The following is a 17,527-nucleotide window of genomic DNA, read 5'->3' as shown; positions in this document are numbered from 1 at the left end:
TCGCTCCGGCTGCGCTTTGCGGCAGGCCGCCCGACGTTCTGCGCGAAATTCGCGAAAATTCGTGGTTAAGGGACTTTTACCCGGGCGAGGGTACGGGCATAAGATTTTCTTAACGAATTCGATCCGCGATTCATCCGCAGTCTCCGGCGCACAAAGGATAGGCCCCACCCGTGACGGCACCGATCCGCTTTCCCCGGTTCTTTGTGACCAGCCCCGCGCCGTGCCCCTATCTGCCGGGGCGCAGCGAGCGCAAGGTGTTCACCGAATTGAAGGGTCCGCACGCGGACCAGCTCAACGAGGCGCTCGGGCGCATCGGTTTCCGCCGCAGCCAGACGGTCGCCTACCGCCCGTCCTGCCTCGATTGCCAGGCCTGCGTTTCGGTGCGGGTGGTGGCGGGCAAGTTCCGCCCCTCGGCCACGCAGAAGCGCGATCTCAAGCGCAACGCAGACCTGATCGTCACCGAATGCCGCCCCTGGGCGACCGACGAGCAGTTCGCCCTGCTCGCGCGCTATCTCGGCCAGCGTCACCCCGACGGCGGAATGTCGGCGATGGACGAGATGGACTACGCCGACATGATCGAGCACACGCCGGTCAACAGCGTCGTGACCGAATATCGCGAGCCCGGGCCGAACGGCAAGCCGGGCCGCCTGATCGGCGCCTGCCTCACCGACCGGCAGGGCGACGGGCTGTCGATGATCTACTCCTTTTACGAGCCGGATCACCCGACCCGCGCGGGGCTGGGCAACTTTATTATCCTCGATCATATCCGCCGCGCCGCAGCCGAGGCATTGCCTTACGTCTATCTGGGTTACTGGGTCGAAGGCAGTCCGCGCATGCAGTACAAGGTCCGTTATCGCCCGCTCGAGCGACTGACACGCGAAGGCTGGCAGCTCATGGACCCGCGCGACCAGCATCGGCTGATCGCGGCGGCGACCGCCCCCCGCCAGCCGCAGGATGAAGGCCCGGTCGCGACCGGCGCGGGCGCGCGGGGCAAGGATGGCCAGCCTGTCAAGTTTCCGGCAACCTGAGACGCAGCGCCGTCTCAAGCTCGGTCTCGCCATCGTCGCTGGATTGGGTCAGACCACGCTGGCGCTGAACGGTGCCCCGGCGCTGGCCGCGGCCGCGCGGCAACCGGCGGTGGCGCAGGAGCAGGGCATCGCGGACAGCGACGGTGAGGCGGCAGATGCGGCTCCGCCCGCGCCCGAGCCGCAATCCGATCCACCGGCGCCCGAGCCCGTGCCGCAGTCGCTCGACGATCTGATCCCCGAGACCGCCGTTACCAATCCCGAGAGCTGGGCTGCGGGCGGGGTCGCCGATCAGGCGCCGGTGGTCGTGCCGGTCGATCCCCTGGCCGAGGTCACGCTGCCCGGCTTCGATGCCGACTTCGCCGATCTCGATACCCCCGCAGGCCCCGATGCGCCGGTGACGGCGGAAGTGCTGCTTGCCGATCTTGCCATCGAGGACCCGCAGCCGCTCCCGCCCGATCCCGCGCTCGAGGAACTCGCCGCGATCGCCGCGCCGACCATCGCCGCGCTGCCCGAGCTCACCGAAACGCGCATCAGCAGCACGCTGGTGCTGGCGCTTCCGGCCGCGCCCGAGGCCTTCCCCGAGCGCGCCGAATTCGTCGCGCGGTTCGAAGACCTTTCGACCTTGCGCGCGCTGGACGACGGGGAGGAGAACGCCCCGCAGGTCTCGGCCCGCGCGCGCGCCGACGAGGAACTGCTCGGCGATATCCTGCGCACTTACGGCTACTACGCGGGCGATGTCGTGCGCCAGCTTTCGGGCGGACGGCGCGCAGGGTCGAATGGTGCGGAGGCGGACGAAGCTGCCGAAGTCGCGTCGCGCGAGCCGAGCGTGCGCTTCGACATCCTGCCGGGGCCGCGCTACCGCTTCGGGCGGATCGACCTCGGCGGGCTGCCCGCCCTGCCGGAGCCCGACGCCAGCCGCCTGATCGCGGCTTTCGGCATCCAGTCGGGTGATCCGCTCTATGCCGACCGCATCGTCGAGCGCGAGCTGGAACTGCGCGTCGCGCTCGGCGAAAGCGGCTATCCCTTCGCCGAGGTTGCCGAGCCCGAACTGCTGATCGACCATGCGCGCGAGGAAGGCGACCTGACGCTCGACGTCGCGCCCAAGGGCAAATACGTCTTCGGCGAGGTGGTCAGTAGCGATCCCCGCTTCCTTTCGGGCCGGCACCTCGGGCGCATCGCACGCTTCGATCAGGGCGACGTGTTCCAGCAGAGCCTCGAGACCGATCTCAGGCGCGCGATCATCGCCACCGGCCTCGTCTCCAGCGTCACCGTCACCCCGCGCGAGACCCGCGCCCCGCAGGACGGGCAGCCCGGCGAGGTCGCGCTCGATGTCGAAATGGAGCGGGCGCCCTTGCGGACCATCGCGGGCGCGATCGGCTACGGGACCGAGGACGGGCTGAAGGTCGAGGGGCGGTGGGAGCACCGCAACCTCTTCCCGCCCGAAGGCGCGCTGCGGCTGCGCGGCATCCTCGGCACCCGCGAGGCGCTGGCGAGCGTCGGGGTGAGGCGCAACAACTTCCTCGATCGCGACCAGGTGCTGACGGTCGACCTCTTCGCCAGCGACATCAACACCTTGGCGGTGGATTCACGCGGTTTCGGGATGCGCGCGACCTTCGAGAAGGTTTCGAACATCCTGTTCCAGAAGGAGTTCAGCTGGCAGGTGGGGGGCGAACTGCTCTACACCGACGAGCGCAACATCGACCGCCGCCGCAATCAGACCAATATCTTTCTTCCGCGTCAGACATTCCTGATCGGCGGACTTTTCGGCAGCGTCACCCTCGACGAGAGCGACGATCTGCTCGATCCGACCGAGGGCTATCGCGCCACGCTGTTCCTCGCGCCCGAGGTTTCCCGCTCGCAGGGGACGGAGAGTTTCTACCTGCGCGCCCAGGGCGACGCGAGCTATTACCAGTCCTTTGGCGATCTGGTCCTTGCAGGCCGCGTGCGCGCGGCGACCATCCAGGGCGCGGCAGCGATCGACATCGCTCCGTCGCGGCGGCTTTATGGCGGCGGGGGCGGATCGGTGCGCGGCTACGGCTTCCAGGGGATCGGACCGCGGGACCGCTTCGGCAATCCCGAGGGCGGCGCCTCACTGATCGAGTTCGCTCTCGAGGCGCGCATCGCCACGCCGCTGTTCGGCGGCAACGTTCAGATCGTCCCCTTCATCGATGCGGGTTCGGTCAGCCGCGGGTCGGCGCCCGATCTCAACGAGATCCGCTTCGGCGCAGGCATCGGGCTGCGCTACAAGACCACCTTCGGCCCGATCCGCATCGATGTGGCGACGCCGCTCAACCCGAACGAGTTCGACAGCCCGGTGGTGGTCTATGTCAGCCTGGGGCAGGCCTTCTGATGGCGGAAGGGGGCGAGATCGTGGACGCCGTGCCGCCGCCGCCGCCACAGGGCAGCGAACGCCGTCGGCGCTGGGGCAAGCGCATCGGCTGGGCGCTGGCGCTGCTGCTCGCCCCCTTCCTGCTCGTCGCCACCTTCCTCGCGACGCCCATCGGCAAGCGTTTTATCGCCGACCAGATCGCAGCCGCGGCCCCCGCTTCGGGCCTGCGCTTTACGGTCGGGCGGATCGAGGGCGACATCTACCGCACCGCGGTGCTGCGCCGTGTCACCGTGAGCGATCCAAAGGGCGCCTTCCTGACCATCCCCGAGGTGCGGCTCGACTGGCGGCCGCTGCACTGGCTGTGGAGCGGGCTCGACATCCGCGAGGTGACCGCCCGGCGCGGGCGGCTGACGCGCCTGCCGGAGCTGCTTCCCGGCGATCCCGACGCGCCGCTGCTCCCCGACTTCGACATCCGCGTCGACCGGCTGGTGGTCGAGAACCTCGTCATCGCCAGGGGGGTCGCCACGCCGCGTGACGAGCGCGCCAACCTCACCGCCCGGATCGACATCCGCGAGGGCCGCGCGCTGGTCGATGCAAAGGCGCAGCTCGGAGCGGAGGACCGCATTGTCCTCCTGCTCGATGCCGAACCCGATGGCGACCGCTTCGAGCTGGCGGGCGATTACCGCGCCCCCGCAGGGGGCGTGCTGGCGGGGCTGGCGGGTTTCGAGCAGGGCTACACGGCGCGCCTCGCGGGAGACGGCACCTGGACGAAGTGGCGCGGTGCGGCCGTGGCGCGGCGGATCGGCGCCGGGGCCGCGAGCGGGGAGCCCCCTGTCGCAGCCTTCCGCATCACCAACGATGCCGGGCGCTATGGCGTGCTCGGCCGCCTGCGCGCCGGGCTCCCCGCCGACACCCTGACCGGCCGCGCGCTGGGCGAGGCGACCGCGCTCGCCGCATCCTTCACGCTCGAGAACAGCGTTGTCGAGGGGCGGGCCGCCGTGGTCTCCTCCGCGCTCGACCTGCGCGCGGGCGGGGTGGTCGACCTCGCCGACAATGCCGTGGACGGCGCGCGGGTGCGGCTCGCGATGCGCGATCCCGACCTGTTCGGCGAGGCGCTCAGGATCGAGGGTGGCACGCTCGTCGCCGACCTCAACGGCGCCTTCGACGATCTCGGCATCAAGCATGAAATCGCGGTGCGCCGCCTCGAAGCACCCGGGGTGGTGGCCGCCACGGGCCTTGCCCAGGCGGGCACTGCGCGGTTCGAGCGATCGGTCCTCAGCCTGCCGCTGGCGCTTACCGCCGAGCGGGTGACGACCGGCATCGCCCAGGCCGACCCGCGCTTGGTGAATGGCCGCGCGAGCGGGCTGCTCACCTATGATTTCGACCAGGGCAAGCTCGCCGCCGACAGGGCGCGGATCACCTTCCCGGGTCTCGAGGCGACGCTCGCGCTGCGCGGCGACACCCGCTCCGGAGCCTATGCCGTCGCCGGACCGATCAGGGCCAGCCGCCTCAAGGTCGAGGGCGCCGGCGAGGTGAGCGCCAATGCGAAGATCCTCGCCAGCTTCGGCTCCGCCGCGCCGTGGAGCCTCAGCGCCAATCTCGACGGCGTCCTCAGCCGGATCGGCAATGCCACGATCGTCAACCTCGCGGGCGAGCAGGTGCGTTTCCGGGGGCAGCTCGGCATGGGCGCGGGCCAGCCGATCACGTTCCGCGACACCACCATCACCGCTCCGCGCCTCACCGCCCGGCTCGACAGCCGGGTGATCACCGCAGGCGGCGTCACCCGCACCGTGCTCGCCGGCAGCGGGCGGCAGGCGCAATATGGCCCCTTCCGCTTCGATGCCGAGATCGCCGCCGACGGGCCGCGCGCCGTGCTGGTCCTCGCCGATCCGCTGCCCGCCGCGGGGCTCAAGGACGTGCGCATCGCGCTCGCCCCGCGCGGGGAGGGTTTCGGCGTGGATGTCGCGGGCGGATCGCTGCTCGGACCCTTCGAGGGCGCGCTCGGGATCGTCATGCCCGAAAACGCCCCGACCCGGATCGCCATCGACCGGCTCGAGGTCTATCGCACCACGATCAGCGGCGGCGTGGTGCTGGCGGACGCGGGGCCTTCGGGCGACCTCAGGTTCGCGGGCGGCGGGGTCAACGGCACGGCATCGTTCCGACCGCAGCCCGGCGATGCGATCGGCTTCGCGGTCGATCTTGCCGTGCGCGACGCCATCTTCGGCGGCGCAACCGCGATCAGCATCGCCCGCGCCGACATCGCCGCCACCGGCCGCTTCGCCGAGGGCAGCACCAGCCTCGATGCCGACATCACCGCGAGCGGTTTCGAATATGGCGGCCTGCGCCTCGCCAACCTTGCCGCCAAGGCCGCTGTCACCAACGGGCGCGGCAAGGTGACCGGTACCGTCTCGGGCCGCCGCGCCGACCGCTTCGCGCTCAATTTCGACGCCAATGTCGCGCCCGAACAGGTCGCGTTGGTGGCGCGCGGGCAATATGGCAACGCGCCGATCACCATGCCGCGCCGTGCGGTGCTGACCGCCGACGAGGACGGCGGCGGCTGGCGCCTCGCGCCCACGCAGGTCGGCTTCGGCGGCGGCTTCGTCATCGCCGAGGGCGAATTCGGCGGGGGCGCGACGGCGCTCGAGCTCAAGCTGTCGCGGATGCCGCTGCGCCTGCTCGATCTCGCCGGTGCCGATCTCGGCCTCGGCGGGCGGCTGACGGGGATCATCGATTACCGGCAGGTAGGGCGCGAGGCGCCCACCGCGCGGGCGCGCGGGCGGATCGACCGCTTCAGCCGCGCCGGGCTGGTGCTCTCGTCGAAGCCGATCAATGTGCTCGGCGTGGTCGATCTCGGGGCTGACCGCCTGACCGCCGCCGCGCGCCTGTTCGAAGGCAACGACCGGCGCGGCGACCTGTCGCTGCGGATCGCCGACCTCGGCCCGGAGGGCACGCTGACCGACCGGCTGATGCGCGGGCGCCTCGACGGGCGCCTCGCCTTCGACGGGGCGGCGGAGACCTTGTGGCGACTCGCCGCGGTCGAGGCCTTCGACTTCGCAGGACCGGTGCGGATCGTGGCCAGCGCGACCGGCACGCTGGCCGAACCGCGCATCGCCGGCACCCTCGCGACAGACGACCTGACGGTGCAGAGCGCGCTCACCGGCACCCGTATCACCGGGGTGAGCGCGCGCGGGCGTTTTGCCGGATCGCGCCTCGAAGTGGTGCGCTTTGCCGGTTCCACCGCCGGCGGCGGCACGGTGAGCGGCAGCGGCACCGTCGACCTTGCCCGCATGAGCGCGACGCGCGGGCCGACGCTCGATCTGCGCGCGGCGGTCAAGAACGCGCGGCTGCTCGATGCCAACGGGCTTGCGGCGACCATCACCGGCCCCCTGCGGATCGTCTCCAACGGCCTCGGCGGCACGATCGCGGGGCGGGTGACGGTCGATCGCGCGCGCTGGGCGCTGGGCAATGCCGCCGAGGATGTCGCCCTGCCGCGCATCGCCACACGCGAGATCAACGGCGAGAACGGGCGTGCGCGCACGCAGGTCTCCTCCCGCGATGCGGCCTGGCGCTATCTCGTCAACGCCACGGCGCCCGGGCGGGTCGAGGTCGAGGGGCTCGGGCTCGAGAGCGAATGGGGGATCGACGTGGCGCTGCGCGGCACGGTCGACGATCCGCGCATCGGCGGCTCGGCGCGGCTGGTGCGCGGGGACTACACCTTCGCGGGCACCCGCTTCGAGCTGACCCGCGGGCGCATCCAGTTCGATCTGAACGAGGCGATCAATCCGCGTCTCGACGTACTCGCCGAGACCTCGAAGAACGGCACGAATGTCGACATCGCGATCACCGGCAACGCGCAGTCGCCGTCGATCACCTTCTCCAGCGACCCCGCGCTCCCCGAGGAGGAGATCCTTTCGCGGCTGCTGTTCGGCGGATCGGTGACCTCGCTATCGGCGACCGATGCGGTGCAGCTCGCCGCGGCGGTGGCGGCTTTGCAGGGCGGCGGTGGGGGGCTCGATCCGATCGGCCAGCTGCGGCGCTCGATCGGGCTCGACCAGCTGCGCATCGTCAGCGCCGACCCGCTGATCGGGCGCGGGACGGGTATCGCCATCGGCAAGAACATCACCCGCGAGATCTATGTCGAGCTGATCACCGACGGGCGTGGCTACAGTGCGACGCAGGTGGAATACCGGATCACCAGCTGGCTGGCGCTGCTCGGGACGGTGTCGACCATCGGACGCGATTCGGTGCTGGTGCAGGTCAGCCGCGACTATTGAGGCGGGCCGTCCGGGCCGGCTCTCACATCCCGCTCAGATAGAGCTCCGCCTCGGCCGCGCGGCGGCGCACCAGCCCCTTGAGTACCCGCCCGCCGGCACGGTTCCAGCGCGCGAATTCGCGCGCGGCGCCGGCATGGTCGCCGGCGATGTGGCGCTGGGTCAGGGTGGCGCGGGCGATCGCGCCGGTGTTGTAGTGGAAGCTGACGAGGGCATCGAACTGGGCTTGGGTGGTGGGCGCCTCGCCGATCGCGGCGGCGACCTCGGCGGCATGGACGGCGAGATCCTCGGCAAGGCGCGCGTCGCACTGGGCCTGCGTCCAGCGCGTGTCCGGGCCGATGCGCCCGCCAGTGAAGCGGTCGCGCCCGGTCGCGCCCCAGCCGATGGTCCACGGCTCGCCGCCGGTGCCCGGATCGGGATAGGCCTCGACGAGGCCGTCGCCCCTGAGCCGCGCGCAGCCCTCGAAGCGCTTGACGAGCGCAATGCCGGCTGGGCCGATGCGGCGCGGGGTGGCGGGGGCGTTCGCGGAGGGCAGGGCGGCGAGGCGGCGCATCAGCCTCAGGAGCGGGATGTCGGGTTTGAAGGGCATGGGCTTGCCTCCTGTCGGGGTGAGGCCCGGCAATTAGGCACGGCTTGCGTAAGTAGGAAAACGGTTTTCCTGCGGGGTGACAAGAGTTCTTGACTGACAAGAGTTCTTGTCTGTAAAGAGCTCTTGTCAGGCCTTGTTGATTCGGACGTGCGGATCGGCAGAGCCTGTATGCACTTGATCAACTTGCTGGCAGGAACGCAGGTGGAAAACCGTCTGAAGCACTATCGTGAGGCCGAAGGGTGGAGCCAGGGCGAACTCGCCCGCCGCCTCGGCGTATCGCGCCAGACGATCAACGCGGTCGAGACCGACAAGTACGATCCTTCGCTGCCCCTCGCGCTACGCATGGCGCGCCTGTTCGGCGTGGCGGTGCCCGAACTTTTCATCGATCACTGGGAGCCCGAGTCATGATGCTGGAAGACAAGACCCCCCGGAATGCCATGCCCGTCTGGGTCCGCAAGCTGCTGATCCCTGCCGCATTGGGCGGCGTGATCGGTTTCGCCGCTGCTTCGGCGACGATGCGTTTCGTCGACAGCGAGACCGTCGACGGGCTCGGCGCTTCGGCGCTTGCCGCGGTGATGGTGGCGCTGTTCTACACCCTGATGGGGGTGGCGGTCGGCTTCGGTGCCGCAAGCCCGCGCCTCGGTGCGCGCTTTCTCAATGTCGAGGACGCCGACGAACTGCGCGAGCAGAAGCGGGTGCTGATCTATTCCGGCGCCGCTATGGCGCTCTGGGGGATCGGCCTCCTCGCCCTCGCTCTTGCCGCGCCCGTGGGACCCGTGCCGCAAGGGATGGCACTCGTGCTCGGGGCAGGGGGGCTGCTGGTCGGGGGCGCGCTCTCGGCGGTGGCCTATCGCGCCTGCGACGAGCTGATGCGGATGGCCCATCTCGAAGCTGCGGCGATCACCTATGGGCTCGTCGTGCTGGTGGTGGGCCTGTGGTCGATGTTCGCGCATGTCGGCAAGGTCGCCGCCCCTGCGCCGCTCGACCTGCTGACCCTGTTCTACGTTCTGGTGCTGGCGGCGAGCTTCATCGTCGTCGGCCGGCGCGGGATGCTCGTGATCCGCTGACCGGGCCCGAGGCCCAAGCAAAAGGGGCGCCCGCCGTGTGGCGGACGCCCCTTCTCTTTGCCGTGAGCGGCGATCAGAAGCGCCAGGTCGCGCTGCCGCGCACCACCTGAGCCTCGGCATTGTCGCGGCCGATGGTAGTGTCCACCGAGATCGCCGTCTGCAGCGGTCCGGTGCCAAAGGTCGCCGCGATGCCGACCTCGCCCCAGGTGTGGTCGGCCGTGTCGAGCACGAAGTTCGCGTTCGGGCCGGTGCCGGTCGCGAAGTTCGCGCCGAGCAGCTGCGGACCGTCCTCGAACTCCCACACGAACTGCGCGTTGGCGTTGATCGCGATCTGCTTGCCCTGCTTCTCGTAGGCGAAGCCGAAGCGGGCCTGCTTGCTCTCGAAGCTCTCGCGCGCGAAGCTCAGGCCGAGCGTGCCGCCGGTCTCGCGGGTGGTGGCGAGATCGACGCTGGCGTAGCGCGCCTCAATCCCCGGCGAGATCGTGCCGATGCTGCTTTCGAGGTCATAGGAGATGCCGAGGGCACCCGAGACCAGCAGGTCGTCCGAGGTCGATACGAGCGTCTGCGGGGCGGTGAGGAACTGCACCTGACGCCGGGTGTCGAAGCCCATGCTGCCCATGCTGAACTGGCCGTCGATCACGGGGCCGTTCGCAAAGGCATGACGCAGGTAGATCGAGGCGGCGTAGGTGTCGCTTTCGACACGCTGGTCGAGCGGCGTGTTGGCGTCGATCGAGCTGTAGAAGCCCGAGATCCCGACCATGGTGCTCTCGCCCGGGTAGAACTCGATCCCGCCCGACAGGTAGAACCCGTCGAACTCGGTGGGCTGCGAGATCAGCCGGCCCGCGACCGTGTTGCCGACGGTGTAGCCGGGGAGCGAATCCGCGTCGCCGAACACCAGGCCGCCCGCCGCGAAGATCGCGACGTTGTCGGGCAGGCTGGTCTCGGTCATCGTGGTTTCGCCGTCCTGCACGCCCATCTGCATCCCGCCGAGGGGCTGGAGAGCGGGGGCCATGCCCATCTGCGCCAGCTCGAGCGGACGCCCGATCACCGCGACCTTGCCGCCGGCCCGCGACTTGTCCGCCTCGCGCAGGCGCGCGGCGTTGAAGTTCTGGAGCATGTTGACCGACTGCGCCGACAGCGAACGCACCGCCTGCTCGTTGACAGGCGCGAGGCTCGCGAAGGTGTTGCGGATCGTGTCGACCGACGCGAAGTCGAGGGCATAGAGGCTCGCCAGCGCCTCGTTGGGGCGGTTCTGGTCGAACAGCTGGGCGTAGGCGGTCTGGACCGTGCTGTTGCGATCGATCACCGAGTTGTAGCTCGCCGCGCGGATCTGCATCAGCACCGCGTTCTGCTGGTAGGTGAACTGCTGGCTGAGGATCGGCGAGAGGCTCTGGGCCGAGAAGGTGCCGGTCACCCCGCCGGTGGCGGTGAGGATGGTGAACTGGCGACCGAGGCCGTTGACCTGCCCGGTCACGCCCGCGCCGACCACCACCTGGCCGCCGACATTGGCCGCGCCCGTCACGGCGATCCGGTCGGATGCGGTGCCCGAGATGTCGACGAGGTACTGGTTGCCCGAGGCGAGCACGAGGTTGCCGCCGATCGACAGCGTCCCGGTGGTGCCGATCGTGCCCGGCGCGATCTGGCCGGCCACGCTGTTGACGAAGGGCGCGGTGATCGTGCCTGAACCCTGCAGCAGGCCGCCCATCACCGTGTAGTCGCCCACCGAGGTGAGCGTGCCGTTCACGTTCATGATCCCGCCGGCCTGCGTGATGTCGATCAGCGAGTTGAGGCGCGCGCCCGAGTTGATGGTCAGGCCGGCCGGGCCGCGCAGGGTCAGCCGGTCGATGGTGACCGTGCTGCTCAGCGTGGTGGTGCCGGTGTTGGCCAGCGTCACGTCGAAGTAGCGCGGCAGCACGCCCGCAAGGCGGTTGCCCGGGGTGTTGTTGGGCACGAAGTTGGTCGCGCCCGGCAGGCCGTTGGCGATGGTCGCCGGCGGCAGGACTGCGGTGTTCTGCGGCTCGTCGGAGGCGGTGAGGCCGCCGTTCGCGGCGAAGGCGCCGTCGGGGCTGATGACGTCGGAGCCGAAGTTGTTCGACAGCGCGCTGCCGATCCCCGCCCCTTCGCCGAGCGTGTCGTTGCCCGAGGTGCCGATGCCGCCCGGGGTCGGACGGATCTGGCCGGTCGCGAGGTTGAGGCAGGCGTCGCCGCCGCCCGCCGCCGGGCCCTGGACGCACAGGTCACCGAACTGGCCCGAGGTGCCGAGGTTCTGCTCGCCCGGGGTGGTGGGAACGCCGTTCACCAGCTGGCCGTTGGCGCCGATGATGAAGTAGTTGGGGTCCTGCAGCGTGACCCAGCGGGTCGGGTCTTCCCAGTTGCCGCTGCCGGCGACCGCGCCGACGTAGCGGTAGGGGTTGTTCGCCGCGATCCAGTCCCAGTAGAGGTAGATCGGCTGGTAGAACGAGGCCGTGCCGTAGCTCGAACCCGGCTGTGCACCGAAGAAGCGCGAGCCGCCCGAAAGGACGCCGATCACGACCTGCTGGGCGAAGGTCCGGTCGAGGATCAGCGGGCCGCCCGAGTTGCCGCCCGAGGTGGTGCCTTCGTTGGGCAGGGCGTTGTCGCGGAACACGTTGAAGTCGAACGGGGTCGCCTGCGGGGTGCCGCGGCGCGGATCGTCGAAGTCGATCCAGTAGAGGTTCTGCGGCCGGTTGACCGAGAAACCGCCGAACAGGAAGGTGTCGCGCACGTTGAGCGAGGTCAGCGCGCCGAGCCAGTTTTCGGCCACGCGGCGACGATAGTCGATCGCGCCGGTCGCGCCGGTGGTCCCGATGCCGTTGGCGCCGTAGCCGCTGATGGTAACGTGGTAGCCCGTGCCGTTGGCCGCGGTGATCTGCGACGGCGGGGTCAGGGCCGAGAGCAGGATCGCCCAGGTCGGGATGTTGCGGGCGGGCGTGTCGAGCGACGCGATCGCCACGTCGCCATAGAGGAAGCCCGCCGCCGCCGGCTCGAGCGAGAGCGGGTTATAGACCAGACCATTGACGGTGTAGAAGAATTCGCTGGTGCTGGTGGTGTTCGGGGCGCGGCCCTGCGCGGCCGAACCGAACAGCCAGTTCAGCAGCGGCGAAGTCCCTGCCGGCTGGCCCGGCTGGGTGGTGTTGTTGGCATTGTTGAAGCCGAAGCCGATCGCGACACCGCCCGAGTCCGAGCCGTAGGCGGTCGCGGGGCGGGTGTTCACGCAGTGCGCGGCGAACAGCACGGTGCGCGGGTTGATCAGCGTGCCGGTGCACAGGCCGAGGTTCACGCCGCCGCCGGCACTCGGGGTGCTGACGATCATCTGGCCGATGCCGTTGATATTGACCGGATCGCGCGCGGTGGTCGGGGTGCCCGGCAGCGAGATCACGATCTGGGATGCATCCTCGATCTCGACCTGGCCGACATAGGTCTCGATCTCGGTGCCGAGCGCCGGGGCGCGCACGTGGCGTTCGTCGAGAAGGTAGGTCGGGTCGAGGATCGTGCCGCCGTGCCGCTCGTCCAGCACCTGGCGCGGATCGAGCATCACGTCGCGATGCCGCGCATCCTCGAGCTCGGCGGCGTCGAGCCGCGGGCCGTTCACGCCCAGAGCGGATTGCGCATTGGCGGCTCCGGCGCCGAGCACCAGACCGGCCAGCGCGACACCCGTCATCAGCGCCGGGCGGACCCGACGATCACCTTTGATCATAGACACCTCTACCTTGTTGCGTCCCTAGGGGGAATTGAAGTTCGCAAGCTGTTGCGAAGTTTCGGCAAACTAGCCGCTCGCCGGAGCAGGGCAAGAGTGAAACAACATTTCCTGCCGGCGTTGCTTTCGGGCATCAGATCGCGTGCGGAGAGCGGTTCACCGTGTGGCGAGCAGCGCGGTGTAGCCGGCATAAAGCGCGACCAGCACCACGCCCTCGAGCCGCGAGAGCCGCCATCCGCTGCGCAGCTGGACGATCAGGAGCGCCGTCACGCCGAGCATGACCCAGATATCGAAGCCGGCGATTTCGGCGGGCACGTCGATCGGCTGGATAAGTGCGGTCGTGCCGAGGATCCCGCACAGGTTGTAGATGTTCGATCCCACCACGTTGCCCAGGGCCACATCCTCGTGCTTGCGCAGCACCGCGACGACGCAGGCGATAAGTTCGGGCAGGCTGGTGCCCACGGCGACCACGGTGAGGCCGATGACGCTCTCCGAAACGCCTGCCGCGCCCGCCAGCACGACCGCGCCATCGACCAGCCATCCCGCACCGAAGATCGCGGCGGCGAGCCCGGCCAGGATCATCCCGCCGAGCACCATCGGGCCGGCATCGGGCGGCACCGGCACGTCCTCCACCTCGTGTTCGTGGCGGGTCGCCTCGGGGCAGGGCGCGGCGCTCTCGGAACGGTAGGCCCACCAGATGTAGCCCACGAGGCAGGCGACGAGGACAATCCCCGCCAGCGGCCCGATCACGCCGAGCAGCACCGCCCCGGTGCACAGCAGCGCCGAACCGCCGAGCGCGATCGAGTCACGCGCGAAGGAGGCGGGATTGACCGAAAGCGGCAGGATCACCGCCGAGACGCCGAGGATGAACAGGGTGTTGGCGATGTTCGATCCGACCACGTTGCCGATCGCGATCCCCGGCGAGCCCCCCAGCGCCGCCTGCACGCTCGTCGCCAGTTCGGGCATCGAGGTGCCGAAGCCGACGATCGTCAGCCCCGCCAGCAGCGGCGAGATGCCGAGCCGCGCCGCCATGCCGACAGCCCCGCGCACGAGCAGTTCCCCGCCCAGCGCGAGCAACACCAGGCCTCCGGCAACGAGCAGCAGCGATTCGGTCATGCATGTCCTGATCAGTTGGCGGGCTATCCCGAGGTCCTAGCGACTTCGTGCGCGGAGGTGAAGCAACTCCGCCCTTGGGTTGCGAGCCTTGCAACCTCGTGGTAATTTCCGACGAAAAGAACGGGCGCACATTCAAAGGGGGTTTGAATGAGCGGAACGGATTGGGACCGGCGTTCGATGCTGCATGGCGGTGCCGGAGTAATGGGGGCTCTGGCAGCAGGTGGACTTGCAGCGCCTCCGGCCCGTGCGGCGGAGGGCATGGTGCCGCTCTCCGGCATGAGCCTGAAGAACTACCACCAGGTAATGGCCAAGATCCTTGCGCGCACGACGCGGATCGCCGTGCCGTCGTACCGGTTCGGCCTGGTAATGCGCAACGGCATGGGGGCCAGCAGCGGGCAGGGGTCGACCAAGGTCGATCTCACCGCCGACCTCGTCGGGGTCGATGCGGCGATGATGCGCCAGATCGCCCATCTGGCCTTCACCGACTTCATCGAGCGGCTGCGCGCCACCGGGCGCACGGTGCTCGGCTGGAACGAGATCTCGGCAAGCGAGGGCTTCAAGAAGCTCGACCCGACGCCCGATCCCTTCCTCAAGAAGCCCTTCGCGGATTCGCGCACCGTTGCCGTGGTGAGCCCGGAATACCTTCCGCTGCTGACCATCGGTCCGGAGGCGCCGCTGTCCGATCGCTCGCCCTTCAATCTCGGCAATGCCCGCGCCCTCAACGCGATGTCGGCGGCGCTCAAGTGCGTGGTGGTGATCCCGAGCCTCGTCATGGACTTCGCCGCGCTGACCGGCAGCGGCCATTCGACCTATGGAGGCGGGGCCAATGTGGGCATCCAGCCCGGCCTGTTCCTGGTGCCGCTGTTCACGCACTGCAATTTCTTCCACGCCAAGATCGCGCTGGCGGGCGAGATGGCGCGGGTGATCCTCGAGGACCGCGTGGCGGTCGGTCAGGCGGGGAAACTGGTGCAGACCAGCAGTTTCAACAACAATGCCGAGATCGAGGAATGGAACGCCTATGTGCGCTCCAACGCCTGGTGGACCGAGCCGAACATGGCCGCGCCCTCGCGCCCGACCTTCGGCTACAACTATTCGACCTACCAGTACCGGGTCGATCCCGCCCTGCTGCAGACCGCCGCGCTCGATGCCGCGCGCGCCACGCACGGGCTTTACATGGGGGTGATCAATGCCAATCCCGCTGCGGCCTAGCCTCGCGCTCCTCCTGCTCGCGCTCGCCGCGCCGGCCGGTGCCCAGACCAACCCGCTCGAAGGCGAAACGCGGGCGCCCCAGGCGGCGGTCGCGGTCGATGCGTCGGGCGGGCTCGTGATCCCTGCCGAGGCGCGCGGGCAGTTGCTGCCCGATCCCGACAATGCCGCGACCGGCGGGCTCGCCTTTGCCGACGAGGAGGGATGGTACCGCTTCACCATGCCCAATGGTGGACGGATCGACATGGCCGGGCCGATGCGCAGCTTCATCTTCGATGCCGGCACGATCGAGACGAAATGCGCCGCCCAGCGGCTCCCCGACGGCAGCTTCGCCGCCTTCACGATGGCCGCGATCCAGGCCGAGATCGATACGCTCTACGAGCCCTTCGACCCGCTGATCGCCCAGCTCGGCTTCACGATCGAGAACCGCGCGACGATGGTGCTCGACACGCCCGGGCAGCGCACCGCCGTTCCGCTCAAGCTGCTCGGCTGGGACACGCGCAGCAGCGAGGATGTGCGGGCGACCTGGGCGATCATGCCCGCGCCTGCGGGGCTGCTGCTGTTCGCCTGTTCGGGCGCGGACCCGGGCCATCACCGCGAAGTGATGCGGCGCTATCTCAGGATCGGCAGCGGCATGACGACAAAGCCCTGAGGACTGCCGCCCACGCAAAAAGGCCCGGGGAGCGATCCCCGGGCCTCTTGTCCGATGCTCCGGCCCCCGAAGGGGCGCGGGATCACATCGAGTAGTACATGTCGAATTCGACCGGGCAGGGGGTGGTCTCGGTGCGGATCACCTCTTCCCACTTCAGTTCCATGTAGGCCTCGATCTGGTCCTTGGTGAACACGTCGCCCTTGAGCAGGAACTCGTGATCGGCAGCCAGGCTGTCGAGCGCCTCGCGGAGCGAACCGCACACGGTCGGCACTTCGGCGAGCTCGGCCGGCGGCAGATCGTAGAGGTTCTTGTCCATCGCCTCGCCCGGGTGGATCTTGTTCTCGATCCCGTCGAGACCCGCCATCAGCAGCGCCGCATAAGCGAGGTAGGGGTTGGCCATCGCATCGGGGAAACGGAACTCGACGCGCTTGGCCTTGTCGCCCGCACCATAGGGGATGCGGCAAGAGGCCGAGCGGTTGCGGGCCGAATAGGCCAGCAGCACCGGCGCCTCGAAGCCCGGCACCAGGCGCTTGTAGCTGTTGGTGGTCGGGTTGGTGAAGGCGTTCAATGCCTTGGCGTGCTTGATGACGCCGCCGATGTAGTAGAGGCACATTTCCGAAAGGCCCGCGTATTCATTGCCCGCGAACATCGGCTTGCCGTCCTTCCAGATCGACATGTGGGTGTGCATGCCGCTGCCGTTATCGGCCTTGATGGGCTTGGGCATGAAGGTCGCGGTCTTGCCGTAGGCATGGGCGACCTGGTGCACGACATACTTGTAGATCTGCATGCGGTCGGCGGTCTGCACCAGCGTGCCGAAGGTCAGGCCCAGCTCGTGCTGGGCGGCGGCGACTTCGTGGTGGTGCTTGTCGCAGGGCAGGCCCATCTCGAGCATGGTCGAGACCATCTCGGCGCGGATGTCGACCGCGGAGTCGACCGGCGCGACCGGGAAGTAGCCGCCCTTGGCACGCGGGCGGTGGCCCATGTTGCCGTTGTCGTATTCCTTGGCGGTGTTGGTCGGCAGTTCGATGTCGTCGATCGAGAAGCCCGAGCCGGCATAGCCGTCCTCGAAGCGCACGTCGTCGAACATGAAGAACTCGGCTTCGGGGCCGACATAGACGGTGTCGCCGATGCCGGTCGACTTCAGGTAGGCCTCGGCGCGCTTGGCGGTCGTGCGCGGGTCACGGGCGTACCAGTCGCCGGTCGAAGGCTCGACGATGTCGCAGTTGATGATCAGCATCGGGGTGGCGCTGAAGGGATCGACCCAGGTCTCGCTCAGGTCGGGCTTCAGGATCATGTCGCTTTCGTTGATGACCTTCCAGCCGGCAATCGACGAGCCGTCGAACATGAGGCCGTCTTCCAGTTCATCTTCGCCCATGACGCTGGCCACCATGGTGAGGTGCTGCCACTTGCCCTTGGGGTCGGTGAAGCGCAGGTCCACCCACTCGATTTCCTCGTCCTTGATCTTCTTCAGGACGTCTTTTGCTTTCGACATTTCTTATTGCCTCCGGGTACTTGATGCGTTCGGCCTGCCCCCGCGGCAGGCTGGAGAGGGTG

General features: G+C 69.2%; 11 protein-coding genes. 7 read left to right on the top strand and 4 right to left on the bottom strand.

All coding sequences use genetic code 11. The features are described 5' to 3' along the window. Window positions 1-170: 170 nt before the first annotated feature. Genes ACMX37_RS11570 through ACMX37_RS11560 form a run of 3 tightly spaced genes read left to right on the top strand, consistent with a single transcriptional unit; the run spans window position 171 to window position 7,631 of the window. Window positions 171-1,028 (top strand): arginyltransferase, encoded by an 858-nt coding sequence (locus tag ACMX37_RS11570; protein ID WP_483146068.1) that lies wholly within the window; start codon window positions 171-173, stop codon window positions 1,026-1,028. Further along, entirely contained in the window at window positions 997-3,378 is a 2,382-nt protein-coding gene (locus ACMX37_RS11565; RefSeq protein WP_483146067.1) for an autotransporter assembly complex protein TamA, read from the top strand. Before ACMX37_RS11570 ends, ACMX37_RS11565 begins: the two co-directional genes overlap by 32 nt. Next, window positions 3,378-7,631 (top strand): translocation/assembly module TamB domain-containing protein, encoded by a 4,254-nt coding sequence (locus ACMX37_RS11560; protein WP_483146066.1) that lies wholly within the window; start codon window positions 3,378-3,380, stop codon window positions 7,629-7,631. The genes ACMX37_RS11565 and ACMX37_RS11560 overlap by 1 nt, the downstream gene beginning before the upstream one ends. Window positions 7,632-7,653: 22 nt before the next feature. Here ACMX37_RS11560 and ACMX37_RS11555 read toward each other — a convergent pair whose 3' ends face one another. Then, window positions 7,654-8,217: a lysozyme gene (locus tag ACMX37_RS11555; protein WP_483146065.1), complete on the bottom strand. Its 564-nt coding sequence runs from the start codon at window positions 8,215-8,217 to the stop codon at window positions 7,654-7,656. A gap of 168 nt (window positions 8,218-8,385) precedes the next feature. On the opposite strand from ACMX37_RS11555, the gene ACMX37_RS11550 reads away from it, so the two are divergent. Both ACMX37_RS11550 and ACMX37_RS11545 read left to right on the top strand, forming a co-directional pair. Further along, entirely contained in the window at window positions 8,386-8,625 is a 240-nt protein-coding gene (locus tag ACMX37_RS11550; RefSeq protein ID WP_483146064.1) for a helix-turn-helix transcriptional regulator, read from the top strand. Beyond that, entirely contained in the window at window positions 8,622-9,284 is a 663-nt protein-coding gene (locus tag ACMX37_RS11545) for a hypothetical protein (protein ID WP_483146063.1), read from the top strand. The genes ACMX37_RS11550 and ACMX37_RS11545 overlap by 4 nt, the downstream gene beginning before the upstream one ends. A 73-nt stretch (window positions 9,285-9,357) precedes the next feature. Here ACMX37_RS11545 and ACMX37_RS11540 read toward each other — a convergent pair whose 3' ends face one another. Then, window positions 9,358-12,999: an autotransporter domain-containing protein gene (locus ACMX37_RS11540; protein ID WP_483146062.1), complete on the bottom strand. Its 3,642-nt coding sequence runs from the start codon at window positions 12,997-12,999 to the stop codon at window positions 9,358-9,360. Between the two features lie 156 nt (window positions 13,000-13,155). Then, window positions 13,156-14,115, bottom strand: coding sequence for a calcium/sodium antiporter (locus ACMX37_RS11535; protein ID WP_483146061.1), 960 nt, complete (start codon window positions 14,113-14,115; stop codon window positions 13,156-13,158). 147 nt (window positions 14,116-14,262) lie between these two features. On the opposite strand from ACMX37_RS11535, the gene ACMX37_RS11530 reads away from it, so the two are divergent. Both ACMX37_RS11530 and ACMX37_RS11525 read left to right on the top strand, forming a co-directional pair. Next, on the top strand, window positions 14,263-15,324 hold the full coding sequence (locus ACMX37_RS11530) for a hypothetical protein (RefSeq protein WP_483146060.1): 1,062 nt from the start codon (window positions 14,263-14,265) through the stop codon (window positions 15,322-15,324). Continuing rightward, window positions 15,302-15,973, top strand: a complete 672-nt coding sequence (locus ACMX37_RS11525) for a hypothetical protein (RefSeq protein ID WP_483146059.1) — start codon at window positions 15,302-15,304, stop codon at window positions 15,971-15,973. The genes ACMX37_RS11530 and ACMX37_RS11525 overlap by 23 nt, the downstream gene beginning before the upstream one ends. Before the next feature lie 82 nt (window positions 15,974-16,055). Here ACMX37_RS11525 and glnA read toward each other — a convergent pair whose 3' ends face one another. Further along, a complete protein-coding gene (glnA, locus tag ACMX37_RS11520) occupies window positions 16,056-17,465 on the bottom strand; it encodes a type I glutamate--ammonia ligase (RefSeq protein ID WP_088913615.1) in 1,410 nt (469 codons plus the stop codon). Window positions 17,466-17,527 lie beyond the last annotated feature (62 nt).

The sequence above is a fragment of the Porphyrobacter sp. THAI-01a genome, assembly GCF_056868655.1.
Note: the sequence above shows the minus strand (reverse complement) of the source record. Positions and strands in the feature narration are given on the sequence as shown.

Excerpts from the sequence above, each read along its gene's own strand:
- ACMX37_RS11560 (WP_483146066.1), top strand. The coding sequence starts at position 3,378 with ATGGCGGAAGGGGGCGAGATCGTGGACGCCGTGCCGCCGCCGCCGCCA.
- ACMX37_RS11555 (WP_483146065.1), bottom strand. The coding sequence starts at position 8,217 with ATGCCCTTCAAACCCGACATCCCGCTCCTGAGGCTGATGCGCCGCCTC.
- ACMX37_RS11565 (WP_483146067.1), top strand. The coding sequence starts at position 997 with ATGGCCAGCCTGTCAAGTTTCCGGCAACCTGAGACGCAGCGCCGTCTC.
- ACMX37_RS11540 (WP_483146062.1), bottom strand. The coding sequence starts at position 12,999 with ATGATCAAAGGTGATCGTCGGGTCCGCCCGGCGCTGATGACGGGTGTC.
- glnA (WP_088913615.1), bottom strand. The coding sequence starts at position 17,465 with ATGTCGAAAGCAAAAGACGTCCTGAAGAAGATCAAGGACGAGGAAATC.
- ACMX37_RS11550 (WP_483146064.1), top strand. The coding sequence starts at position 8,386 with ATGCACTTGATCAACTTGCTGGCAGGAACGCAGGTGGAAAACCGTCTG.
- ACMX37_RS11525 (WP_483146059.1), top strand. The coding sequence starts at position 15,302 with ATGCCAATCCCGCTGCGGCCTAGCCTCGCGCTCCTCCTGCTCGCGCTC.
- ACMX37_RS11530 (WP_483146060.1), top strand. The coding sequence starts at position 14,263 with ATGAGCGGAACGGATTGGGACCGGCGTTCGATGCTGCATGGCGGTGCC.
- ACMX37_RS11545 (WP_483146063.1), top strand. The coding sequence starts at position 8,622 with ATGATGCTGGAAGACAAGACCCCCCGGAATGCCATGCCCGTCTGGGTC.
- ACMX37_RS11535 (WP_483146061.1), bottom strand. The coding sequence starts at position 14,115 with ATGACCGAATCGCTGCTGCTCGTTGCCGGAGGCCTGGTGTTGCTCGCG.